At 66.6% G+C, this 22,941-nt stretch carries 26 protein-coding genes and 1 pseudogene; 14 read left to right on the top strand and 13 right to left on the bottom strand.

Annotated features, from left to right (window positions below; all coding sequences use genetic code 11):
- The first annotated feature begins 102 nt into the window (after positions 1–102).
- Positions 103–1,992 (top strand): sensor histidine kinase, YfiR-like protein-associated, encoded by a 1,890-nt coding sequence (locus J2X09_RS24260; RefSeq protein WP_204735512.1) that lies wholly within the window; start codon positions 103–105, stop codon positions 1,990–1,992.
- Positions 1,993–1,997: 5 nt separating this feature from the next.
- Here the strand turns inward: J2X09_RS24260 and rpoN are convergent, their stop codons facing one another.
- Positions 1,998–3,485: an RNA polymerase factor sigma-54 gene (gene rpoN, locus J2X09_RS24255; protein ID WP_204735513.1), complete on the bottom strand. Its 1,488-nt coding sequence runs from the start codon at positions 3,483–3,485 to the stop codon at positions 1,998–2,000.
- A 289-nt stretch (positions 3,486–3,774) separates the two neighbouring features.
- The gene (locus tag J2X09_RS24250; protein WP_310309611.1) at positions 3,775–4,047 is read right to left on the bottom strand and encodes a GlsB/YeaQ/YmgE family stress response membrane protein; all 273 of its coding nucleotides are present in this window, start codon (positions 4,045–4,047) and stop codon (positions 3,775–3,777) included.
- 149 nt (positions 4,048–4,196) lie between these two features.
- On the opposite strand from J2X09_RS24250, the gene J2X09_RS24245 reads away from it, so the two are divergent.
- The 3 genes from J2X09_RS24245 to J2X09_RS24235 are packed head-to-tail and all read left to right on the top strand — an operon-like array spanning position 4,197 to position 6,700.
- Positions 4,197–4,673: a CBS domain-containing protein gene (locus J2X09_RS24245; protein WP_204735514.1), complete on the top strand. Its 477-nt coding sequence runs from the start codon at positions 4,197–4,199 to the stop codon at positions 4,671–4,673.
- A 9-nt stretch (positions 4,674–4,682) separates the two neighbouring features.
- A complete protein-coding gene (locus tag J2X09_RS24240) occupies positions 4,683–5,546 on the top strand; it encodes a YihY/virulence factor BrkB family protein (protein WP_204735515.1) in 864 nt (287 codons plus the stop codon).
- Positions 5,543–6,700 carry a zinc-binding metallopeptidase family protein gene (locus J2X09_RS24235; RefSeq protein ID WP_204735516.1) on the top strand — a complete coding sequence of 386 codons (1,158 nt, stop codon included), beginning with the start codon at positions 5,543–5,545 and terminating at the stop codon, positions 6,698–6,700. The genes J2X09_RS24240 and J2X09_RS24235 overlap by 4 nt, the downstream gene beginning before the upstream one ends.
- On the opposite strand, the gene J2X09_RS24230 is transcribed toward J2X09_RS24235, so the two are convergent.
- From J2X09_RS24230 to J2X09_RS24215, 4 genes are all read right to left on the bottom strand, one after another.
- On the bottom strand, positions 6,691–7,965 hold the full coding sequence (locus tag J2X09_RS24230) for a sensor histidine kinase (RefSeq protein ID WP_204735517.1): 1,275 nt from the start codon (positions 7,963–7,965) through the stop codon (positions 6,691–6,693). The genes J2X09_RS24235 and J2X09_RS24230 overlap by 10 nt on opposite strands.
- 81 nt (positions 7,966–8,046) lie before the next feature.
- Entirely contained in the window at positions 8,047–8,550 is a 504-nt protein-coding gene (locus J2X09_RS24225) for an MgtC/SapB family protein (RefSeq protein ID WP_204735518.1), read from the bottom strand.
- A 4-nt stretch (positions 8,551–8,554) separates the two neighbouring features.
- Complete coding sequence (locus J2X09_RS24220) at positions 8,555–9,013, bottom strand: response regulator (protein ID WP_204735519.1); 459 nt, start codon at positions 9,011–9,013, stop codon at positions 8,555–8,557.
- A 101-nt stretch (positions 9,014–9,114) separates the two neighbouring features.
- Positions 9,115–9,801: an outer membrane beta-barrel protein gene (locus J2X09_RS24215; protein ID WP_204735520.1), complete on the bottom strand. Its 687-nt coding sequence runs from the start codon at positions 9,799–9,801 to the stop codon at positions 9,115–9,117.
- 299 nt (positions 9,802–10,100) lie between these two features.
- On the opposite strand from J2X09_RS24215, the gene J2X09_RS24210 reads away from it, so the two are divergent.
- The gene (locus J2X09_RS24210) at positions 10,101–10,559 is read left to right on the top strand and encodes a PA2169 family four-helix-bundle protein (protein ID WP_204735521.1); all 459 of its coding nucleotides are present in this window, start codon (positions 10,101–10,103) and stop codon (positions 10,557–10,559) included.
- Positions 10,560–10,633: 74 nt separating this feature from the next.
- Here J2X09_RS24210 and J2X09_RS24205 read toward each other — a convergent pair whose 3' ends face one another.
- The 4 genes from J2X09_RS24205 to J2X09_RS24190 form a co-directional block, all read right to left on the bottom strand.
- A complete protein-coding gene (locus tag J2X09_RS24205; protein WP_204735522.1) occupies positions 10,634–10,876 on the bottom strand; it encodes a hypothetical protein in 243 nt (80 codons plus the stop codon).
- Positions 10,877–10,952: 76 nt separating this feature from the next.
- Positions 10,953–12,389, bottom strand: a complete 1,437-nt coding sequence (locus J2X09_RS24200; protein ID WP_204735523.1) for a sigma-54-dependent transcriptional regulator — start codon at positions 12,387–12,389, stop codon at positions 10,953–10,955.
- 170 nt (positions 12,390–12,559) lie between these two features.
- A complete protein-coding gene (locus J2X09_RS24195) occupies positions 12,560–12,832 on the bottom strand; it encodes a hypothetical protein (RefSeq protein WP_204735524.1) in 273 nt (90 codons plus the stop codon).
- A 150-nt stretch (positions 12,833–12,982) separates the two neighbouring features.
- Positions 12,983–13,240, bottom strand: a complete 258-nt coding sequence (locus tag J2X09_RS24190; protein WP_204735525.1) for a hypothetical protein — start codon at positions 13,238–13,240, stop codon at positions 12,983–12,985.
- A gap of 119 nt (positions 13,241–13,359) precedes the next feature.
- On the opposite strand from J2X09_RS24190, the gene J2X09_RS24185 reads away from it, so the two are divergent.
- A complete protein-coding gene (locus J2X09_RS24185; RefSeq protein WP_204735526.1) occupies positions 13,360–13,734 on the top strand; it encodes a hypothetical protein in 375 nt (124 codons plus the stop codon).
- Between the two features lie 10 nt (positions 13,735–13,744).
- Here the strand turns inward: J2X09_RS24185 and mdeB are convergent, their stop codons facing one another.
- On the bottom strand, positions 13,745–16,327 hold the full coding sequence (gene mdeB, locus J2X09_RS24180; protein WP_204735527.1) for an alpha-ketoglutarate dehydrogenase: 2,583 nt from the start codon (positions 16,325–16,327) through the stop codon (positions 13,745–13,747).
- A gap of 103 nt (positions 16,328–16,430) precedes the next feature.
- Between mdeB and J2X09_RS24175 the strand changes: the two genes are divergently transcribed.
- From J2X09_RS24175 to J2X09_RS24145, 7 genes are all read left to right on the top strand, one after another.
- On the top strand, positions 16,431–16,901 hold the full coding sequence (locus J2X09_RS24175; protein ID WP_204735528.1) for an Lrp/AsnC family transcriptional regulator: 471 nt from the start codon (positions 16,431–16,433) through the stop codon (positions 16,899–16,901).
- Positions 16,902–16,950: 49 nt separating this feature from the next.
- The gene (locus J2X09_RS24170) at positions 16,951–17,076 is read left to right on the top strand and encodes a hypothetical protein (RefSeq protein ID WP_310309604.1); all 126 of its coding nucleotides are present in this window, start codon (positions 16,951–16,953) and stop codon (positions 17,074–17,076) included.
- A 112-nt stretch (positions 17,077–17,188) separates the two neighbouring features.
- Complete coding sequence (locus J2X09_RS24165) at positions 17,189–17,590, top strand: GreA/GreB family elongation factor (protein WP_204735529.1); 402 nt, start codon at positions 17,189–17,191, stop codon at positions 17,588–17,590.
- Positions 17,591–17,678: 88 nt separating this feature from the next.
- Positions 17,679–18,548: a universal stress protein gene (locus J2X09_RS24160; RefSeq protein ID WP_204735530.1), complete on the top strand. Its 870-nt coding sequence runs from the start codon at positions 17,679–17,681 to the stop codon at positions 18,546–18,548.
- An 8-nt stretch (positions 18,549–18,556) separates the two neighbouring features.
- Positions 18,557–19,429, top strand: a complete 873-nt coding sequence (locus tag J2X09_RS24155) for a hypothetical protein (RefSeq protein ID WP_204735531.1) — start codon at positions 18,557–18,559, stop codon at positions 19,427–19,429.
- 49 nt (positions 19,430–19,478) lie between these two features.
- On the top strand, positions 19,479–20,603 hold the full coding sequence (locus J2X09_RS24150; protein ID WP_204735532.1) for an MBL fold metallo-hydrolase: 1,125 nt from the start codon (positions 19,479–19,481) through the stop codon (positions 20,601–20,603).
- A gap of 53 nt (positions 20,604–20,656) precedes the next feature.
- Complete coding sequence (locus tag J2X09_RS24145) at positions 20,657–21,106, top strand: GAF domain-containing protein (protein ID WP_204735533.1); 450 nt, start codon at positions 20,657–20,659, stop codon at positions 21,104–21,106.
- Positions 21,107–21,117: 11 nt separating this feature from the next.
- On the opposite strand, the gene J2X09_RS24140 is transcribed toward J2X09_RS24145, so the two are convergent.
- Positions 21,118–21,600, bottom strand: a complete 483-nt coding sequence (locus J2X09_RS24140; RefSeq protein WP_204735534.1) for an NUDIX hydrolase — start codon at positions 21,598–21,600, stop codon at positions 21,118–21,120.
- Positions 21,601–21,888: 288 nt separating this feature from the next.
- Between J2X09_RS24140 and J2X09_RS24135 the strand changes: the two genes are divergently transcribed.
- Entirely contained in the window at positions 21,889–22,233 is a 345-nt protein-coding gene (locus tag J2X09_RS24135; RefSeq protein WP_310309631.1) for a hypothetical protein, read from the top strand.
- A 26-nt stretch (positions 22,234–22,259) separates the two neighbouring features.
- On the opposite strand, the pseudogene J2X09_RS24130 reads toward J2X09_RS24135, so the two are convergent.
- Positions 22,260–22,559 (bottom strand): annotated as a pseudogene (locus J2X09_RS24130) (SulP family inorganic anion transporter); the annotation flags it as partial.
- Between the last annotated feature and the right edge of the window lie 382 nt (positions 22,560–22,941).

Raw genomic sequence — 22,941 nt, 5'->3', positions numbered from 1 at the left:
TGCCCGCCGGCCTTCCGGAGGGGAAACACCCGCGGCGAAGCGCACAGGCCACGAACTTTCGAGGTACACCCCCAAGGTGATCGTGCTCAGGAGACGCCTTTCATGTCCATGGGATCCACATCGCTGCGCCAGCAACTCACGCGCGCGGCCATGCTCACCACACTGCTGGCGATTCTGCTGAGCGCCGGGGCGCTGCTCGTCTACGAACTGACGGTGTACCGCAACGCGGGCGTGGCCGACATGCGGACGCAGGCCGACCTGATCGCCCGCTCCACGGCCACGGCGGTCGAGGCCAAGGACACCCGCTCGGCCTGGGAGAGCCTCTACCTGCTGCGGCAGCAGCCCCAGATCCGTGCCGCGGCGGTCTACGGCGATGACGGTGCGCTGATCGCTTCGCACACCTCGCAACAGGGCCACCAGGTGTATGCGCGCGTGCCCATCGACTCGGATGCCTGGGGGCCTCGCTTCCACGGCTCGCTGCTCGAGGTCATCCAGCCCATTGAACTCAACGGCCGGCGCGTCGGCATGCTGTATCTCAAGGCCGAACACGGGGTGTGGGAGCGTTTCGCGGCCTTTGCCCTGATCGTGCTGGCCGTCAGCGGCGTGAGTCTGGTCGCGGCGTACTACCTGTTCGTGCACCTGCAACGCCGCATCACCGCGCCGCTGGAGAAGATGACAGAAGTCGCGCGCGACGTGATCGGCAGCCACGACTGGTCGCTGCGCGCCCCGGCCACCGCCTACCGGGATCTCGATGTGCTCGTCGATGCCTTCAACCGCATGCTCTCGGAGTGCGAAGTGCGCACGTCCGAGCTGGAGCGCGAGATGGTCAGACGCGAGGGTGTCGAGCAGGCGTTGCGCCAGGCAGACCGTCACAAGGACGCCTTCCTGGCCACGCTCGCGCACGAGCTGCGCAACCCGCTTTCACCGATGACCAGTGCCGTGGCACTGCTGCAGATGCCCGACGCCCCGGCGCCCGCGCGCGACAAGGCTCTGGCGGTGCTCGAACGCCAGTTGCAGCACATGGTGCGGATGATCAATGACCTGCTGGACGCCTCGCGCGTGGCCACCGGCAAGCTCTCGCTCAGCATGGCACCGTTGAACCTGGGCGATCTCCTGCGAACTGCGTGCGACGGTGCCCTGCCTCTCGCACAGAAACAGGGGCTTCAGCTCCATGTCGAACTGCCGCGAGAAGCGCTGTACGTGAACGGCGACACGGTGCGGCTCACGCAAGTCTTCGCCAACCTCCTGAACAACGCCTGCCGCTACACACCAGACGGCGGACACGTGCGGGTCAGCCTGTCGGCCGAAGGCGGTTCGGCGATGGTGTCGATCGCGGACACGGGCATCGGCGTGGAAGCCGGCATGCAGGAGCGCATCTTCGAGCTGTTCGAGCAGGCCGACCAGACGTTGCAGCGCGGCAGCGCCGGCCTGGGTGTGGGCCTGACGCTGTCGCGCCAGATCATCCAGTTGCACCAGGGCACGCTGTCGATGCGCAGCGAAGGGCTGGACCAGGGCTCGTGCTTCACGGTGCGCCTCCCCTTGCTGCAAGGTGAGCCCCGGCCACCCGAGCCTGAGACGCAGAAGAGCACACCAAGCCCACTGCGCCCGCTCCACATCCTGATCGCCGACGACAACGTCGACCTCACCGCCAGCTTTGCTGCGGTGCTGTCGTCGTACGGGCATCGGGTGGAGGTGGTGCATGACGGCGTGGCAGCGATGCGGGCGGTGCGTACCCGTGTGCCCGACGTCGCACTGCTCGACATCGGCATGCCCGGACTGGACGGCTACGAGGTGGCGCGGCAGCTGCGCGCCGATGCTGCCTTGCGCGACATCCATGTGGTGGCCATCACCGGTTGGGGCCGCGATGCCGATCTCGAGGCAGCGCGCGATGCAGGGTTCGACCGCCACCTGCTCAAGCCGGTCAACCCCGAAGACCTGCTGCGGCTGCTCGCGGAGCTGTACAGCCAGCCACCAGGTGACGTGAACGCCTGAGCACCTCAGGCCACGCCGGCCTCGGTGTCGTGCCGCTTGCGCCGCCCCACGGCTTCGATGCGCAGCATCTGCCGGTACTTGGTGACCGTGCGCCGCGCCACCGTCAGGCCCTGCCGGGCCAGCTGCCGCGTGATCTCGGCGTCGGACAAGGGCTGATCGGACGACTCTGCCTCGATGATGTCCTGGATCAGACCGCGTATCGCGGTGCCCGAGCAGGCCTTGCCGTTGGCACTCACCATCGCGCGCGAGAAGAAGTGCTTGAGCTCGAACACCCCCGTCGGCGTGGCCATGTACTTGTTGTTCGTCACGCGAGACACGGTGGATTCGTGGATACCCACCTCCTCGGCAATCTCGCGCAAGCCCATCGGCTTCATCGCCATCGGGCCATAGTCGAAGAAATGGCGCTGGCGGCGCACAATGGCCTGGGCCACGTCGAGGATGGTGGAGAAGCGCTGCTCGACATTGCGCAGCGTCCAGCGTGCCTCCTGCAAATGTGCGCCCATCTCGACGTTCTCCGCGCCGCGATGGCGCTGAAACAGCTGGGCATACACCTCATTGAGCCGCACGCGCGGCACGATCGCGGGGTTGAGCTGCACGCCCCACGAACCGCGCACCTTCCGCACGATCACATCGGGCACGATGTAATTCACCCGCGACGAACTCAGGCGCCAGCCGGGCCGCGGATCAAGGTGCCGGATGCGGTCACACACGGCTTCGACTTCGCCGAGCGGCGCATCGAGCGACCGCGCCAGTGCCGGCACGTCCCGCGCGGCAAGGCCGTCCAGATGATCGCGCACGATCTCCCGAGCCAGGGCGCGCTGGCGCGGGCAGGCGATGGCGCCGAGTTGCAGGCCCAGGCACTCCGCCACATCGCGCGCACCCACACCAGCAGGCTCCAGCGACTGCACCAGTTTCAGGGCGATCTGCATCTCTTCCAGCGTTGCGGCGGGCTCCAGGCCTGCCACACCCAGCAGCTCATTCAGGGGCGTGCGCAGGTAGCCGTCGTCATCGAGCGACTCAACCACCGTGGCCGCCAGCAGCAGGTCACGCTCCGACATTGCGAGCGTGCCCAACTGCGCGTGCAGGTGCATGTTCAGCGTCGTTTCTTCCACCATGAAGTCGAGCGCAGACACATCACCGTCGTGCCCTGTTCGCGAGCCGGTGGCACCGTCGGCCAGCCACACATCGCTGTCCGACACGCGCTCCGGCGGATCTGCCATGTCGGAGGCCTGCGCCTGATCGGCCTCGACCGGTCCGTCGTACACATCGCCCGTGCCGCTGTCCTGGAACTCCGTTGCGTCTGTCTCGAGTGCGGCGGCCGACTCTTCATCGTCCTCCTCGGCGACCTCCAGGAATGGGTTGCGGCCGAGCACATCCCGCACCACCGTGCCGAAGTCCAGCGAAGACATCTGGAGCAGGCGCACCGCGTGCTGGAGTCGGGGGGAAAGGGTCTGGCTCTGGCGCTGCTCCGCGCGGGTATCCATCAGGATCATGCGTCTCCTCCAGGGTTTTGTGTGGGCGGTGCGGCCGTGTTGCGACCGCAAGTCCTGCATGCCACGCAATGCCCGTGCCGGATCCATTGAAGAGACACAAATTCAAACAAAACCGCTGGCCACACCCTCAGATGGCCTTGGCACCCGCCGCCAGCGGTGGAGACATCCAGATACAGCCACACACCTTCGCTGGAGCACGGCAAAGCCTGTGCGGGCTTTTGCGGCAAATTTTGCCGAAAGCTTGGTCGAACGCGGTGCCGATGCGGAGGCGCCGCGATGGCTGCAGGACCTAGCTCACGGGGTCCCGCCGAAGGACATTCATGATCGCCAGGAGAACAACGGACACCACGAGCGACACCAGCAGAGCGCCGACATTGAGCATGCCCGGATGGATCGTGCCCACGCCCATGTGCGGCGATATGAGCCACCCACCGATGGCCGCGCCGACAACCCCGGCGGCCACATTGCGGAGCAGGTCCCGCTGGCCATCGGTGTACATGATGACGCTGGTCAGCCAGCCGATCAGGCCGCCTGCTGCCAGCCAGATGCCGACATTGATCATGGCGAGTTCCTCGCAGGAAATGAAGATGGAATACTTGCGTTGCACAGTGCGGCAAGCCATGTGCCCACGGCGGGCACGGCAACTGCCCTTGCAGGGTCGAGGCGTGGCACAAGGTGGCCCGCGCCCCCAACCGCGACAGGAGACGGCTCATGAAATCGGTGAAGGATGTGATGACCAGTGGCGTGCGAACCCTCAACCCGAGGGACACGGTCGCACTGGCCGCCCAGGCGATGGAAGAACTCGACATTGGTGCCGTGCCCGTGTGCGACGGCCAGCGCATCGTCGGCATGGTCACCGACCGCGACATCGTCGTGCGCGGCGTCGCGCAGGAGTTGCCCGCCAGCACGCCGCTGGAGGCGGTGATGAGTGCCGAGGTGGAGTGGGTATTCGAGGATGAGGACGTCGACCAGGTCGCCGCGAAAATGCAGCAGCGCCAGATCCGGCGTCTGCCCGTGGTCGATCGGGACAAGCGCCTGGTGGGCATCCTCTCGCTCGGTGACCTGGCCGCCAAGGGCCATGCGAAGGAGGCCGGCCATGCGTTGGCCGACATCTCCGAACCGGCGCGGCCCACGCGGTCCGGCCAGTCGGCCGCCAGCGGCCCGGCAGGAGGTGGTGAGACCCACTGAGGACGGCCGATGCTCTGGCGCGTGCTGAAAGCCACCGTGGTCAACTGGCTGGAGGACGAAGCACCCAGCATGGGCGCGGCGCTGGCCTTCTACACACTGTTTTCCGTTGCCCCCATCCTGCTGATCGTGATCTCCGTGGCGGGCCTGTGGTTCGGCGAAGCCGCGGCCCAGGGCGAAATCTTCGCGCAGCTCGCCGAACTGGTTGGCAGCGACAGCGCACTCACCATCAACAAGCTGGTCGAAGGGGCGAACCGCCCGGCCGCTGGCATGGTGGGCACCCTGGTGGGCGTGGTCACCCTGTTGATCGGCGCGACCACGGTCTTCGCGGAACTGCGCAACGCCATGGACCGCATCTGGCGCACGAAGGGCGAGGCACGCCAGCGCGGCGGTGTCGGGGAACTCCTGCGCTCCCGCCTGATATCGCTCGGCCTGGTGCTGGCCATCGGCTTCCTGCTCATGGTCTCCCTGGTGCTCAGTGCCGCGCTCGCGGCGCTGAGCAAATGGGCTTCACCATGGCTGGGCCAGCTGGCCGTGCTGGCCAGTGCGATCGACTTCGCCCTGAGCCTGGGCTTCCTCAGCGTTTTGTTCGCCATGATCTTCAAATGGATGCCGCGCGTGAAGCTGGCCTGGAGCGATGTGTGGATCGGCGCGCTGATCACCGCCCTGCTGCTCACGCTGGGCAAGTCCCTGATCGGCACCTACATTGGCCGCAGCGGCGCGGCATCCGTGTTCGGCGCCGCGTCCTCGCTGGTGATCTTCCTGCTGTGGGTCTACTACTCGGCGCAGGTGTTCCTGCTGGGCGCAGAATTCACGCGGGCCTTCACCGAACGGCACGACCAGTGCACCCGAACCGAAAGACAACCACCACCGTGAACCGCGCTTTCACCTGTGCCTGCGGGCAACCCATCTTCTTTCGCAACAGCGTGTGCCTGGGGTGTGGCAAGGCACTCGGCTACGACGCCGCGCGCGGCAAGCTGCTGCCGCTGGAGCCAGACGAGGAACCCGGGTGGTGGCGCAGCGCCGAAGACGTGGCGCGCCCTCGCCGCTACCGGCGCTGCGACAACCTCGCCTCACCCGCCGCCTGCAACTGGCTCATTCCGGCCAGCTCCAAACCCGGCATCGCGGCGGGCCTGTGCCTGTGCTGCCGCCTCACGCGCACCCTGCCCGATCTCGGCACGCCCGAGCACGCGGACTGGTGGCACCGCATTGAACGGGCGAAACGGCGCATGGTGTCGTCCCTGCTGTCCCTGCGCCTGCCCGTCGTCCCGCGCAGCGAGGATCCTGTCCGCGGCCTTGCCTTCGACATCCTGGTCACCCTGCCCGGCGGGCCGCCGGTCGTCACCGGGCATGCCGACGGGGTGATCACCCTGGACGCTTGCGAAGCCGACGACGCCACCCGCGAGCAGCGGCGCGCGATGTTGCGCGAGCCGTACCGCACCTTGCTGGGCCACCTGCGCCACGAATCGGGTCACTACTTCTGGCAGCGCCTGGTCGACGGTACGCCCTGGATCGAGCCGTTCCGCACGGTCTTCGGCGACGAGCGTGCCGACTACGCGCAGGCCCTGCAGACTCATTACAACAATGGCGCACCGCCCGACTGGAGTTCTCGCCACGTGAGCGCCTATGCCAGCAGTCACCCCTGGGAAGACTGGGCCGAGACCTGGGCGCACTACCTGCACATGCGGGACACGCTGGGTACGGCTCGCGGCTTTGGCATCCGGGGCGACCGGGTGGAACTCGCCTGCGAGCTGTACGGGCCGGAGGCATTGGCCGACGGCCCGCTGGAGGGTGGTGGCCCGCCGGTGCTGGACGCCACCGACGAACGCTTCCTGCTCTGGCTCAACCATTGGCTGCGGCTGACCGTGGCGCTCAATGAGATGTCCCGCAGCATGGGTGTGCCTGACTTCTATCCCTTCGTGCTGTCACGGCCGGCGGTGCGAAAGCTGCACTTGGTGCACCGCATCATCGCGCACCGCGCACCGCGCGACCGCAGTCGCAGGCGCCCTCTGCAACCCGCTCAGTCGTAGGCGCGCGGAAAAAGGATCCGGAACGTCGTTCCCGAGGTGTCCGAATCCACCTGCACAGTGGCGTCGAGCACCTCGCACATGCGCTTGACGATGGACAGACCGATGCCTTCGCCATGGGCGTCGACGCCGGGCGATTCGTCGGGCTCGGGCACGCCACCGTTCTCTTCGCGGATGTGTGTGATCTGACGGGCCTTGGTGTCGGCCACCACCTGCTGCGCGTGCTGGGTGGCCACCTCCAGCGCGTCCTTGATCTCGGGCGCTCCGGCCTGCTGGATGCCCGGGCCGGTGTCCCTCACGATCAACTGCCAGCGCTCCAGATCCTGCGCCCCGCCATCGGCCCACGACACGTGCACACTGCCGGTGCGTGTGTAGCGCACCGCATTGAGCACCAGGTTCTGCACGATGCGGCGCAGCTTCACCGCATCGGTTTTCACCACGAATGGTTCTGGCCCTTCGAGCGAGAACGCCAGACCCTTCTGCTGCGCCTGATCGTCCAGCGCATCGCCCAGGTCGCGCATCAGTGGCGCCACGTCGACGGTATCGATGTTGCGTTCCTCCTGGCCACTCTGCAGCCGCGCCAGGCAGGTCACGTCGTCCAGCAGCCGATGCAGGGCCTGCACGTTGTGCCCGAGCAACCGCAGGAAGGTTTCGCGCGCGGCCGGATCGGCCTGGCGCGCCCCGAGGCCCGCGGTGGCGTTGCTCACCACGCCCAGGTTCCCGCGCAGGTCGTGCGCAGCCTCTTGCCAGAGCAGCGCGCGCTGGTGTTCCATGCGGCGCAGGGTTTCCAGCGCCTGCTCCAGGCCTCGCGCATAGGCGGTGGCTTCGAGTTGCTGCAGCTTGAAATACTGCGTCGTGCTGGCGGTCACCGCCAGGCTGTAGACCTGGGCCCACACCGCGCGTGCCATCGCCATGGCCGCGCTGGAATGGCCTGGTGCCAACGCCTCGAGTTCGGCCACCACGCATTCGTTCAGCCGCCCCAGCTCGCGCACCACCTCGGACAGACCAAATCCCTGCTGCCACCGGTGCAGGCCGTGCGCGGCCGCATCGCCCAGGTGCGTGGTCTCCACGCGCGGCGCCCGCAACTGGTTCTCGAACCCCTCCAGCACGGCGGGGATGTGGTCATTGAGCTGGGTGTGCGGGAGCGAGTCCCCCGTGGTGAGGGTCGCGTCGGCGGTGACGCTGGCGCGCCAGTCCTGCAGGATGGCGTCTCGCCGGTCGGTCAGCTGGTCCGCCAGCGCGATGAGTTCGTTTCCATGCAAAGGCATTGGACTCCTTGGGCAGAGATCGGTGCATCGTAGGTGGCGCCATTCTGCCCTCGAAACGCCCGGGAATGTTCAATGTTCGTGTCAGGACGGTGGCCCCGCTTGCTTCTCACGCTGAATGGAACGGCCCAGCCGGCGCAGCCACACCAGCACCAGCAGAATGAACAGGGTGGCCAGGATGGCGGTACCGGTGCGGCCGAGGCCGGCCGCGACGCCGATGGCGGCGGTGGCCCAGATGCTGGCGGCGGTGGTGAGACCGTGGATGCGTCCTTCGCTCTGGTCCTTGAGAACAGCGCCCGCCCCCAGGAAACCGATACCGGACACGAGGCCCTGGATCACGCGGCTGATCTGTTCTTCGTTCATGCCCGACTCCATCGGCACCAGCACGAACAGGGCAGCACCCAGGGCCACCAGCATGTGCGTGCGCAGGCCCGCTTCGGCGTCGCGGCGCTCCCGGTCCCAGCCGATGGCCGCGCCCAGCACCAGGGCTTCGCCCATGCGCCAGGTGGTGCGCGTGATGCGCTCGACATCGCCGAGGTCCGAAAACTCGGCCTGGATCGTGGACCAGATGGTGGCCAGCACCGACATGCGCTCAGGCCCTGACCAGCGGGGATGGCGAGCCCCCCTCTTCACGCCATCGCAGGATGCAGCTCATGAGGGTGCCCAGAGCGACGGGCTTGGTGAAATACTGGTCGAACCCCGCGTCGCGCGCGCGGGCGCGGTCCAGGTCGTTCGAGCGACCGGTCACGGCGACAAGAAGCATGCGGTGCCCGGGCATGGCCTCGCGGATGTGGCGCGCCACGGCGTTGCCGTCCATGCCTGGCATGCCGATGTCGAGGATGGACACATCGGGCAACAGCGCGCCGGCCATGGTGAGCGCCTGGGGTCCATCGTTGGCGATGTGAACGACATGCCCGTCCAGCTGCATCAAGAGGGCCAGTGACTCGGCCGCATCGCGGTTGTCGTCCGCGATCAGCAAGCGCAGGCCGCTGCCCGCGGGTGCTGGCTGGGGTTCGTACATCTGCTCGGCGTTGGGGGTGGAAAGAACCATTGTGTACCCCACGGGTTGACGGATCAAGTCCCGCCGGCAAACGACGTGCCTGCCCGCAAGAAGGGATGCCGGATGCCGGCATCCCGGGGAACTGCGTGCCTTCAGAACCGGTGCATGTAACCGATGCTGGTGGTGTCCACGTCCTGCTTGCCAACGCCGACGAATCGCACCTGGTGGCGGTTCCACTCGAGCACGATGGAGGAACGCGGGCTGAGGTCGAAACCGACCCCTGCTCCCATCGAGGGCTCCCAACCCTTGTCCTTGCCGGTGGTCAGACCCGACAGCGGACTGGCCGTCACTTCCGAACGGCTGTAGGTCGCACCGACCTTGCCGAAGAGATGGACCACACCCAGAGGCAACCGTCCCACCAGGCTCAGGTTGATGCCGTGTGCCTCGGTCTTGCCGCCCCCACGCTCCATTTCGCCGAGATTCACGTATCCGAGCTCGGCGCCCAGGTAGCGGTTGAACATGCCACCCGTGTAGAGGTGGTAGGCGGTGCTGCTGTCGGAACACGAGAAACCGCCCACGCAGGCGAGGTCGTAGTCGGGTTTGCCGACATTGATACCGATGTAGCCGTGCGACGTGTAAGGAATGACCGAGAAATTGCCTTCACCGGGCGCATAGGCACGCCGCTGCGCGGTGGTGGTGGTTGTCGTGGTGGCCTGGGCCAGTGTGGTGTCGAGAGGTGCTTCGCGCGCCGCGTCTGTCTGGGCGGAAACCGAGCAAGCAACGGCCAGGCCGACGGCAGCCAGCGGCCACGTGCGGAGATGATGAAGTGCATGTTTCATGGGAATGGTCCTGGTTGATGGAAGAACACGGTGTCGGCATGAAGCCGGTACGCGCGGACTTTGAACGGCAAGCGGGGTGCCAGGCTGGCCACCCGGCAGCGACGCCTTCCCATCCACGGCGCCCAGCCCCTTGCCGCAAATCTTGCAGCAGCCTTCCGTGATGCCACGCCTCTGATGCGATGCCAGCGCGGGCATGGGCAGGTACGCCATGTGCCAAGACACAGGGTCGGATGCGGCGGACTGCACGTCCACCCGCTTCGGCCTCTCACCCATTCATCCATTCGAAGGAGCAAGACGTCATGCACGACAAACAGACCATCAAAACGTTGAACGACCTCATCGAGACCTGCAAGGACGGGGAATACGGCTTCAAGGCCAGCGCCGAACACGCCGTGGATCCGCAGATCAAGTCCCTGTTCGAGACCCGCGCACAGGACTGCCGCCGCGCCGCGGCCGAGTTGCAGACCATCGTGATGCAGCAGGGCGGCAAGCCCGAAGACAGCGGCACCGCATCCGGCATGGCCCATCGGGGATGGGTCGCTGTGAAGGGCACGCTGGCCGGATACAGCGACCTGGCAATGCTCGAAGAGACCGAGCGCGGCGAAGATGCGGCCCTGGCGCGCTACCGCGCCGCACTCAAGGAAGAGCTCCCCATGGAGATCCGCAATGTGGTCGAGGCGCAGTTGCAAGGCGTGAAGCGCAACCACGACCAGATCCGCGCGCTGCGCGATCAGCACAAGGCCGCGGTCAGCCATTGACAGCCCGCACGGCGCATGCCGTGCCCACCCCATTTTTTGCCCGCACGCCGCGGGCTTTTTTTTGACCGCGCGTCTCAGTCCCTGGGGTGCTGCTCGGCCCACTCTGCATCGCTGTGGCCATCGCCCACCGGGTCGGCACTTTCGTCCTCGGGCGGCGCGGGCGCGGGCGTGGCGGGCTGGGGTGCCTGTGTCCCAGGCGCATCGGCGCACAACAGGGCACAGGGGCGCGCACTGTGCACGGGGCAGTCTGCGGCCTCCGGCGAGGCGGTCTCAAGAGCGCAGGGCTTCCTGTCGAACGATGCAATGGCGCTGGACATGGGGGCCTCCTGTGGGGTGGGCGACGGGCTTACCGCGCAACGGGGCAAGCCACGTGCCCTGCCAGGCGCGCCATCCTCAGGGGCCAGGCTTGCCGTCCGCCTTGTCGTCGGCAGCGTACTGCTTCAGGCGGTTGTAAAGCGTCTTCAGGCTGATGCCGAGCGCCGCTGCCGTGCGCTCCTTCTGGCGGCCATAGTGCTGGAGCGTGGCGAGGATGAGGGTCTGCTCGGCCTCGGCCAGCGAGATACCGAGCGGCAACACCACCGTGGCGGCCGCCTCCCCTGCACTGCCCCCCACCGGTGGCACCACAGCGGGCGCGGGCTCCATCGCGGGCACGGGTGGCTGCACCGGCAGGGATGGACCTCCGCTCGGCAGCCATTGCGCGTCGATCGTTCCGCCAGGCGCCATCACATAGGCACGTTGCACCGCGTTGCGCAGTTCGCGCACGTTGCCCGGCCAGTGGTAGGCCGCGAGCCGTTCCAGCGCCTCGGGTGAGAAGTGTTTCACCTTGCCTTCCTGTTCCCCGATGAGACGCAGGAAGCGTTCGGCGAGGAGAGAGACATCCGACAGCCGCTCGCGCAGCGGCGGCAACTCGATCGGGAACACATTCAGGCGGTACATCAGGTCGGCACGCAGGCGACCATCGGCCACGGCCTGCATCGGCAGACGGTTGGTCGCGGCGATGATGCGCACATCGGTTTCCTGGCTTTGTGTGGCACCCACGCGCATGAAGCGCCCGGTCTCCAGCACGCGCAGCAGCTTGACCTGCAGGTCCAACGGCATTTCGGTGATCTCGTCGAGGAAGAGCGTGCCACCGGCTGCGCGTTCGAAGAAACCCTGGTGCTGGCGATCGGCCCCCGTGAAGCTCCCCTTCTCGTGGCCGAATATCTCGCTTTCGATCAGGTTGGGCGAAATAGCCCCGCAGTTCACGCCGAGGAACGGCATCTTGCGGCGGCGGCTGAGTTCGTGGATGGTCTGTGCCACCACTTCCTTGCCTGTGCCGCTCTCACCGGTGATGAACACCGTCACACCGGTACCCGCCACGCGCGTGATCTGCTCGTACACGCGCAGCATGGATGGCGAACGCCCCCAGAGCTGGCCGAAGTTGCCGGAACTCGCCACGCTGGCGGTGAGGCCAGCCACTTCGGCCTTGAGCACGGCGGGCTTGGTGACGCGCGAGAGCACCCCCTGCAGTTGCTTGGGCGTGATGGGCTTGACGATGTAGTCCACCGCACCGAGGCGCAGCGCCAGGATGGAGGTCTCCAGGCTCGCATGGCCGGTGACGAGCACCACCTCGGAATTGGTCAGCAGATCGGGGTCGGCGAACAGGTCCATGCCGCTGCCATCGGGCAGGCGCAAGTCCAGCAGCACGAGATCCGGGGCCTGCAAGGCGAGCTGCTTGCGCGCATCGCGCAAGGTGTTCGCGGTGGCCACGGTGAACCCTTGCATCGCGATCAGTTCACCGAGCATCGCGGAGGAATCGACGTCGTCATCCACGATCAGCACATGGGTCATCGTTGTGGGCTTTCCTTTTTTGGATTTCTCGCGTGCAACGGGACTGGCCCGCAGGCACGCGACGGTGATCGGAGGCGCGCCAGGTCATGAGCGCTCAGGGCGGCGCTGATGATGCCATCTTTTCCCGCCAGTGCCGTGCGGCGCAAGGCCACGGGCGTGACTGGCAGGCGTCAATGCAGTGACACGATGGGGGGCGGCCTGCGTGGCGGATCACCTGCCGGGGGCGTCTGTTCGTCGGGCACGTCGGGCTCGCGAATGTCCGGTGGAAGGTCGGTCGGCACCTCGGGTGGCGCATCCGGCGGTTGATGAGGGGGTGGCACCGGCACGGGTGGACTGGGTTTTGGGATATCCGGCACGTGGGCAGAGGCGATGGCCCACACCAGGGCCGACAGGCGAGGATCCGTTAGCAACTGGCCAACGGGTGGTGCGGGGTTGTGAATCATGAGGATGTTCCTGGGTATTGATGGGGTGCGTGACAGGCCTGTGGGCAAGTGACGTGCCGGGCATGCGCTACCGCTGCAGAAAAATGTTCCGCAACGGCAGGCGTTGCACACCAGCGCGCCGCGCATGCCCTGACGCGCGGTGCGTGACCTTTACGGGGTGGTGCCGCCCGGCGCGGGCGTGCCGGGCGCGGCCGGGGCAGCAGGAGCGGCGGGATCGCTGACGGGCGGCATGCCCGGCGTGGCGGGCGTGCCCGGCATCGGGGAGGGCGATGTGCGGTCCCGCTCCATTTCGTTGGTCGTGGGGGGCGGAACATCGGTGGCTCTGCGGTCACAACCGGCCAGCAGGACGACAGACGTCATGGCCACCGCCACGCCGAGCACCATGCGGGAGGAAAGCAGTGTGTTCATGGGATTCTCCTGAATGCGCGCAGGTTTGCGCGGGTGCCCTCAGGCCGGCAAGGCGGGTGCCCGTGGCTGGTGGGCATCCCGCTTGCTGACAGATGGCACCGTCCACCCAGGAGACCGACATGCCCGCAGCCCCATCCGCCCGAAAAGACAAGCCCTCCCGCCCCGACGGCCGCTCACACGGTGACCCGGAGAACCCCGTCCAACGCTCCCCACGGGCACCGGGATCGTCACCCGCCTCAGAGGCCGACGAGCACCTCGAGCTTCCCCACGAGCGCGATCAATCCACGAAGACAACCGCCTCGGCGCCCGACCGGGGCATGCGCCAGGCGCAGAAGGACCTGGAGGCCGGTCAGGTGGATACGGACATGCGCGTCACGCCGGGCCTGGACGCAGAACAACGTGCCCGCTACGTGCCCGGCGCCGGTGGGCGGGCCCCCTCCAGAAGCACGGATGCGCCCTCGCCTGCGGCGCCACGCAAAGGGCCCCGCCCTTGAGACAGTGTGCTCAGTGCTGAACGGCCAGGGCGGCCAGGGCCTGTTCGAGGATGCTGTTCGCATCGACCCGGAAGAACCGGCGCAGTGCCGCGCGCGTGTCACTGCGGCCAAAGCCATCCGTGCCCAGCGTGAAGTAGCCCCGTCCGGCCGGCACGAAGGCGCGCACACTCTCGGGCACGGCGCGCACGTAGTCGGTCGCGGCAATCACCGGGCCAGCCGTCGCGCCCAGCAGCTCCGCCAGAAACGCCTTGTCATGCGCCATGCCATCGCGCGCCAGTTCACTCCAGCTGGTGATGCTCAGCACATCCACGCCGATACCCTGCGCGGCCAGCTGATGCGCGGCCTTCACCACTTCGGTGAGGATGGCGCCCGAGCCCAGCAACGTGACTCGCCGGCCTTCACGAGGGCCCTGGCGGCCCAGGCGGTAGCCGCCACGCAGCACGTGCCTTTCCACGCCCTCGGGCAGGTCGACCTGCGCGTAGTTCTCGTTCATGAGCGTGACGTAATAGAACACGTCCTGCTGCTCGACCAGCATTTCGCGCATGCCGGCATCGAGGATCACCGCGAGCTCGCCGGAGAATGCCGGGTCGTAGGCCTTGCAGTTGGGGATGGTGGCCGCGATCAGGTGGCTGCTGCCGTCCTGGTGCTGCAGGCCCTCGCCACCCAGTGTGGTGCGGCCCGAGGTGGCGCCGAGCAGGAAGCCGCGCGCGCGCTGATCGGCGGCAGCCCAGATCGCGTCGCCCACACGCTGAAAGCCGAACATGGAGTAGTAGATGTAGAACGGCAACATGGCCAGACCGTGCACGCTGTAGCTGGTGGCTGCCGCCGTCCAGCTGGCCATGGCGCCGGCCTCGCTGATGCCCTCTTCCAGGATCTGGCCGTCCTGCGCCTCGCGGTAACTCAACACCGAGCCGATGTCTTCCGGTGCGTAGCGCTGGCCCACGCTGCTGTAGATGCCGACCTGCTTGAACAGGTTGGCCATGCCGAAGGTGCGCGCCTCGTCGGCCACGATGGGCACGATGCGCGGGCCGAGTGTGTCGTGCTTGAGCAGGTTGCCCAGCATGCGCACGAAGGCCATGGTGGTGCTCATCTCCTTGCCTTCGGGGCGCAGCGCGAACTGCGCGTAGCTGGCCAGTCCGGGCACCGGCAGCACGTCGCATGCCGTTTCCCGCCGGGGCATGGCACCCCCCAGGCGTTCGCGGTGTTCGCGCAGGTAGCGCATCTCGGCGCTGTCGTCGGCCGGCCGGAAGAACGCCAGGCCCTTGGCCTGCTCGTCGCTCAGTGGCAGGTTGAAGCGGTTGCGGTAGCCGAGCAGTTCGTTTTCATCCAGCTTCTTCTGGCTGTGCGTGGTCATCTTGCCCTGGCCGGCACTGCCCATGCCGTAGCCCTTCTTGGTGTGCGCCAGGATCACCGTGGGCTGGCCACGGTGCGCGGCAGCCATGGCGTAGGCCGCGTGGATCTTCACCAGGTCGTGCCCGCCGCGCTTGAGGCGGTCGATCTGCTCGTCCGTCATGCCCTGGGCCAGCAACGCGAGTTCGGGGTTCTGGCCGAAGAAGTTCTCGCGGTTGAAGCGCCCGTCCTTGGCGGCGAAGGTCTGCATCTGGCCGTCCACCGTGCTGGCGAAGGCACGCGCCAGCGCGCCCTGCGTGTCGCGGGCGAACAGGCCGTCCCAGTCGCTGCCCCAGAGCAGCTTGATCACGTTCCAGCCGGCACCGGCAAAAAGCTTTTCCAGCTCGTCGACGATGCGCCCGTTGCCGCGCACCGGACCATCGAGCCGCTGCAGGTTGCAGTTGACCACCCACACCAGGTTGTCGAGCTTTTCGCGCGCGGCCAGGGTGAGCGCGCTCATGCTCTCGGGTTCGTCCATTTCGCCGTCGCCGAACACACCCCACACCTTGCGGCCCTCGCAGTTGAGCAGGCCACGGTGCGTGAGGTAGCGCATGAAGCGCGCGTGGTAGATCGAGCTGATCGGCCCGATACCCATCGAACCGGTAGGGAACTGCCAGAAGTCGGGCATGAGCCACGGGTGCGGGTAGCTGGAGAGGCCGCGTGCGCCGCTCTCGGGCGCCGTGATCTCCTGCCGGTAGTGGGCCAGGTCGTTCTCGCTCAGGCGGCCTTCGAGAAAAGCGCGCGCATACACGCCCGGCGCGCTGTGCGGCTGGAAGAACACCAGGTCACCCCCGTGCGTGGCACTGCGTGCGTGGAAGAAGTGGTTGAACCCGGTTTCGAACAGGTCGGCGGCACTCGCGTAGCTGGCGATGTGCCCGCCGAGTTCGCCATACGCCGCGTTGGCCCGCGCCACCATCGCCAGTGCGTTCCAGCGCATCAGCGAGGCCAGCCGCTCCTCGATGGCCAGATCGCCAGGGAATGCAGGCTGGTCTTTCACGTCGATGGTGTTGACGTAAGGGGTATTCAGGTCCGGCTGCCAGCCGATGCGGTGCTGACGCGCCAGCCGCGCGAGTTCATCCAGGATGTACCGCGCCCGCGCGGGGCCCTCTGCCGCCGCCAGCGCCTCGAAAGCAGCGCGCCATTCCGCCGTTTCCAGCGGGTCTTGGTCCAGGTCGGACAGGATGGGTTCATGAGGGGCATTCATGCCGCTCAATGTATCGGTGAACGCGGCGCATGGGCTTCCATTTCATCGGCATAAGCCAAATACATGCAGCATTAAATGCCTCAGATGGATCAAAATGCAGCACATGAAGCTGGACACCATCGACCTCAGGATTCTGGACGAGCTGCAGCGCGACGGCGCACTCTCCAACGTGGAGCTGGCACGCCGGGTGAACCTGTCACCGTCCCCCTGCCTGGCGCGGGTCAAGGCGATGGAACGTGCCGGGGTGATCCAGCGCTATGTGGCGCTGACCAACGCCGCGGCCCTGGGGCTCGGCCTGAACGTCTTCATCTCGATCCGCCTCAAGACACAGAGCCGGGAAACCCTGGCCGCGTTCGAGGCGCAGGTGGAAGTGTTCGACGAGGTCATGGAGTGCTACCTCATGACCGGCGACAGCGACTACCTGCTTCGCGTGGCCTTGCCCGACATGGGTGCGCTCGAACGCTTCATCCTGGAGAAGCTCTCACCCATTCCCGGCGTGGAGCAAATCCGCTCGAGCTTTGCGCTCAAGCAGGTGCGCTACAAGACCGCATTGCCACTGCCTCTGCACCGCTGAAATCCGCGTGCGCCTTGCCGGAATCGGCTCCGTGCCTACAATACCCCCCATGGCATCCCGGTCCACCCTGTCCTCTCACCTGCACACGCGCCTGCCCTTGATGGCCAGCGCGGCCGTGGCTGGTCGCAAGCAGATGGGCACGGCCGGACTGCGCCAGCCGGCCGCACATTCCTGAGCCCGGCGATACCCCTCCTCCCTTTTGCGCAAACCATCATCGCCGGGCCCCAGCCCAGCGCGATCGCGGCCGCTGCCCACGCGCAGCGCCACCGCAACAGATGGAGTGCAAGATGCACAAGACTTTCACCGGTGAACGCGTTCTCACCGAACTCGACCATTCGCGGTTGAACAACCTGCGTGGCGGCGCCCTGCCGCCTGAACTCGCCGACACACTGGATTCGCTGGACCTCGTGCCTTCGCGCGAAATCCCGCCCGATGTCGTCACGATGTACTCGCAGCTCATCCTGGAAGACCTGGCTTCCGGCAAGCGCCAGAAGCTCACGCTGTGCTACCCGGCCGATGCGGAGCCGCACAACGGCTTCATCTCGGTGCTGTCGCCCGTGGGCGCCAGCCTGCTCGGCCTGCGGGTGGGCGCGGTCGCGCGCTGGCAGACCCCGAACGGGGACCACTGCGAAGCGGTGGTGGCTTCGCTGCTGTTCCAGCCCGAAGCCAGCGGCGACTACACGACCTAGTCTGGCGCTGCGGCGCTTCTCCTCTCTTCGTCACGCACCCATCGGCACCCTGCCGGAGGGTGGGCCCCAGCACGTCCAGGAATGCCCCATGACCATCGAATCCATCCTCGCCATCACCGACTTCACGCCATCATCCGAACACGCTCTGGACCGCGCTGCGCTGCTCGCGGCACGACATGGCGCACGGCTGCGGCTCATCCACTTCGCCGAAGAGCCGCACCGCTTCTTCTCCGACCCGGTGGCGCGCCTGTCCCAGCGCGCCCGGCAACTGGCGCGCCGCCACGGCATCCGCGCACAGACCGTGGAACGCCAACCCGCGACGCCGGATGCCGTGCTGCAGGAAGCGCTGAACGCCCACCTGCTGGTCATGGGACCCATGTGGCAGCGCCGCTGGCGCAACTTCTACCGGGGCACGACACTGGACCAGCTCGTGCACGGCACCCCCTGCCCGCTCCTTGTCGTCAAGCAACCGGCCGAACGCGCCTACGGACCGGTGCTCGTGGCGGTGGACCTGTCCCCCCGAGCGACCGAACTGGTGGCCTACGCCCGACACTTCACCAGCCTGTCCGGCCTGCAGCTGTTTCACACCATCGACACCATCGACGAGTCCCGCCTGCGGTCGGCGGATGTGTCCTTCGAGGCCATCCGCGCGAATCGCCTCGAGTCGCGCCAGCAGGCCAGGGACCGGCTTCTTCAGCTCACACACACACTGGGCGTGGCGGGCAGTGCCGTGGCCTTCGACGTGGGCAACGGCGATCCCGCCTACCAGACCGCCGTCCAGCAACAAGCGACCGGTGCCGACCTGGTGGTGGTCGGCAAGCGCACCGTCTCGGCGCTCGCCCGTTTTCTCACGGGCAGCGTCGCGCAGCGGCTGGCCAAGTGGGCAGGCAGCGACGTGCTCGTGGTGCCGTTCGACGCCCTGCCGTCGCCAGCGCCGCAGATGGCGAATCCGGCATGAGGTGCGCCATGGACCTCAACAGGCAATTCATCAAGACCAAGCAACCCTGCGCCGACGGTTTTCGCTGGTTCCTGCGCCACCATCAGGACGGCAGCAACTACCAGGACCTGCTCGACGCTCTCGTCAACGCCGGGCGGGTGAGCGACGCCTGCTGGCTGCTCGCGCAGTTCGGCCCCACCAGCGCGGTCATGTCGGTGGACGCGCTGGCCGCCGAGGCCCTGGTGTTTGCCGGGTCGCTGGAGGTGCGGGGCAACATCGAAGTCGACACCCTGCTGCGCACCGGCCGTGGCATGAGCGCGGGCGGCAGCATCGTGGTCGGCCAGTCGCTGGTCTCGGGCGACCACATCAAAGCCGGCGGCAACGTGCGCAGCGATGGCCTGCTCGAAGCCGATGGACACCTGCGGGCGGGCTGGGGCATCGAGGCGGCCGAGCACCTGCGCTGTGGCGGCGACATCCGCAGCACCAGGGACCTGTGGTGCGGTGGCACCCTGCGCCTGACCGGCAACGCCGCCGTGGGGCAAGACCTGATTGCTCAGGGCGCCATCGAGTGCGGCAAGAGCCTGGTGGTGGGCGGCCGCCTCACGGCGCGCGACAGCATCCGCGCTGGCAACGGCATCCAGGCCGGTGGCAGCATCGAATGCGCCATGCACCTGGAGGCGGGCTGGGGCATCAAGGCCGGCCGCTCCATCCTGGCAGAAGGCGCCATCCGCGCGGGCGAGAGCCTCAGTGCCCAGGAGGTCATCCGCGCCGGGCCGGGTTATGGCGTGTTCGCCGGACTCAACGTGCAGGTGGAAGCGTGGGAATGCAGCGCCAGGGTGTCCGCCTGCACCAGGCCACCGGGCCTCATGAGCGGCTGGTGGGCCGGGGCCAGCTCCGTCTGAACCTCCGGGGGCGACAGCGCGGCGCGGGCCCTTCTGAAATAATCGACCGATGCCTGAAGCCCCCACCTCCGACGGCCGGCCGGACGACCCAGCCACCGCGCCCGACACCCCCTACGCGCTGCAGTACCCCTGCGGCGAACCACCCGCACCGGGCCAGGTGCGCGAGGTCGCGCCCGGCGTTCTCTGGCTGCGCATGCCCCTGCCCTTCGCGCTCAACCACATCAACCTCTGGGCCGTGGCCGATGAAGACGAGCACGGCACTGGCTGGGCCGTCATCGACACCGGCACCAAAACGCCCGAGGCCATGGCAGCGTGGCGCCAGCTCATCTCGCCCGAAGGCCCGCTCGCGGCCACGCCGCAGGGCGCGCGCATCACCCGCGTCTTCTGCACCCACATGCACCCTGACCACGTCGGCATGGCCGGCTGGCTCACGCGCAAGTTCCAGTGCCGCCTGTGGATGACGCGGCTGGAATACCTCACCTGCCGCACGCTCGTGGCCGACACCGGCCGCGAAGCGCCCGACGACGCCATCGACTTCTACCGCCGCATGGGCTGGAACGAAGAAGCGCTGGACATCTACCGCTCGCGCTTCGGCGGCTACAGCAAATACATGCACACCCTGCCCGACAGCTTCCGCCGCCTCAGCGACGGCGACACCGTGCGCATCGGCGCGCACGACTGGCGCGTGATCGTGGGCCGGGGGCACTCGCCCGAACACGCCTGCCTGATGAGCGACAGCCTCGGGGTACTGGTCTCGGGCGACCAGGTGCTGCCGCGCATCTCGTCCAACGTGAGCGTGTTCCCCACCGAGCCCGATGCCGACCCGCTGGGCGACTGGATCGAAAGCCTCACGCGCCTGCGCAGCACCCTGAGCGACGACCTGCTCGTGCTGCCCGCGCACGGTGAACCCTTTCGCGGCCTGCACGCTCGGCTGGACCGCCTCATCCACGGCCACGAGCGCGGTCTGCAACGCCTGCGCCGCACCCTGGCCGAAGCACCCAAGCGCACGGTGGACGTGTTCAGTGCCTTGTTCGCGCGCGCGATCGACAGCAATGGCGAACTGCTGGGCATGGCGACCGGCGAAGGCGCGGCCCACCTCAACCACCTGCTGGCGCTGGGCGAGGCCGTGCGCGAGACGGGTGCGGATGGGGTGTACCGGTATCGGATGAAGTGAATGGGCAGCTGCGTATCCGGTACGCTCGGCGCCTCAATCCTGCGGAGACAGACATGACTTTCACCGTCGAGCGCTTTCACAGCGAGGTGCGGCAGGGCGGGCTGGCCAAAGGCCTGCAACTCCTGAATGACGCCATCGAGCACCGCTACACCGGCATCTACCGCCTTGACGGCGGCGTGCTCAGGAACGTCGAGCTGATCGACAAGGAAGGCGAGATCAAGCCCGAGTTCCTGATGGAGGTGCCGCTGGAAGAAAGCTTCTGCCAGTTCGTGTTGCGAGACGGCGTGTTCCGCACCAGCGACACAGGCAGCGAGTCGATGCTCGACGGCCACAAGTACCAGGGCGTTCTGCTGTCCTACACCGGCGTGCCCATCGTGGATGGCGACGGAAAGCTGTACGGAACGCTGTGCCACTTTGACGCGCTCAAGCGCGACCTTACAGAAGAAGATTTCGGGCATCTGAAAGATGCCGCCCGTCTCGTCTCAGCGTACCTTCCGGACTGAATGCCTGGCGCTCACGGCCCCACGCGGGGCGTGCCTTGCACAACGTGTTGCGGTGCGGCGCCCCGGGCAAAGCTGGCGGTCCTCAGAAACTCGGGGAAGAGATTGACGCCGGGCAGCTCATCCAAGGAGAACCAGCGGTACTCCAGCGGATTTCCCGATTCAATCCCGGCGTGACTCCGGGACTTGTCGCGCAGGCGGGGTGACACCAGGGTTGCCCATGCATAGAACCCGATTTCGTGCACGGGCACGCCCTGCCAGTCGAAAAAATTCTCGACGATGAAGGCCAGCTCCTGGCATTCAACGGTCTCGCCGGTCTCTTCTCTCAGCTCACGAACGATCGCGTCACCCGCTGCCTCGCCAGGCTCGACACGGCCGCCGGGAAGCGACCAGATCGCATGGTCCCTGGCGCGGTGGAGCAAAAGATGACCGTCATCAACGATCAGTGCCGCAGCGCGAAGATTGAAATGAACGCCACCGATGAGGAATGAAAGCATGTCGACCAGGTTGTTGAACGCGGTTGGCGATTTTCACCGCCAGAACGTGGCGGGGAGAAAGGGAGGCATCGGGAGAGGACAACCTTCACGCCAGCATCTGTCGCGCAGGGTTCCTTCGTCTGTCGATCCAGAGCGTGCTTTTCACAGCCTGGAAGCAGCAACATCGCCCGGAATGCGAAATCAAATCGAATCCGCGATGCATGAATTCCTCCAACCAAGCGCTTTCTGCAAACGTCCTTTTCGAGCCTCGGCTACTATGGCAGTTATCGGCCAGAAGCGGACATTCCTATGACCCTCACTGAGTATTTCGCAGAGTTCCAGAACGCAGTCGCTTTGGACGCGCGCTACCCGATAACTTCCCAAGTGGCTGCGGAACTCGCAGCAGGTCACTCCATCGGCCTCAGTATTGACCAAATGCGTGCCTTTCTCGCGCGACGCACCGCGATTTCCAATGTGGCAGTCGCACTCGTGGGGCACACGCTCTCGCCCGAGCAAATCGCCCGCATTGACATGGCTCGCGCAGGTGAGGCCGTGTTCCCAAAAGATGTCATCGCAAGCGCTTTTTCGCCGGAAGAGATTCGTCCGAACATGCATTCCAAGGTGTTCGGTGAAGAAAGTCCGCGTGGCGCATAGGCGGCCATCGGCCAGAAGCGGTCTCTCGCCACCATCGCCAGCAGGAAGAAGCTTGAACTCTTGGATGCTTCCGCAGGTTCCTTAACGACGCCAGTTGAAGGCGACGAAGGACACCACAATCATCACGGCGACCAGCGTGGAGAGGCACTCCGTACCGCCGGACTTCACGTTGATGACTGACTCGCCAATCATGGCGCAGCCCGCCATTCCACCGATGAAGCCAGTGGCGATATCGGCCACGCCCTGACCCATGCACTCACAGTCCTCTTTAGGGTGGCCGTCATCAAGGATTCCAGCAGGCCCACTACCACCTGGAGGATAGGAACACTCCTACAGGCGGGAAGTTTTCACTCCTACTCCGCCGTCCTAGCGTCGAATTGAGACTTCGCCTCAAGACTTCAACTTGAGGATTTCTTGATGGCTAGATACCTGTGTTGGTTTTTCGAAGGCTTGAGCGCGCTCGCTGGGTTGGCGGCATTCGTCACCTTGGCCGTGGCTTTTGTCCACGATGAGGTGCCTTGGAGTTCGTTCGCATTCCTTGGCGTTGCGATCGTTTCCGCAGTGCTGGCCTGTGGCCTCACGCTCAGAAAGACTTCCAAACTGGTTGTCCGTCTGAAGTCCCCTCGAAAACCTGAACCAGTTGGAAGTAGAGAATTCCCTCAGCAGGAGTCTCTACATGAAGAAGTCCAGATTCAGTGAAGCGCAGAT

This window comes from Hydrogenophaga laconesensis (assembly GCF_031457235.1).
In the GTDB taxonomy this organism is placed as follows: domain Bacteria; phylum Pseudomonadota; class Gammaproteobacteria; order Burkholderiales; family Burkholderiaceae_C; genus Hydrogenophaga; species Hydrogenophaga laconesensis.
Note: the sequence above shows the minus strand (reverse complement) of the source record. Positions and strands in the feature narration are given on the sequence as shown.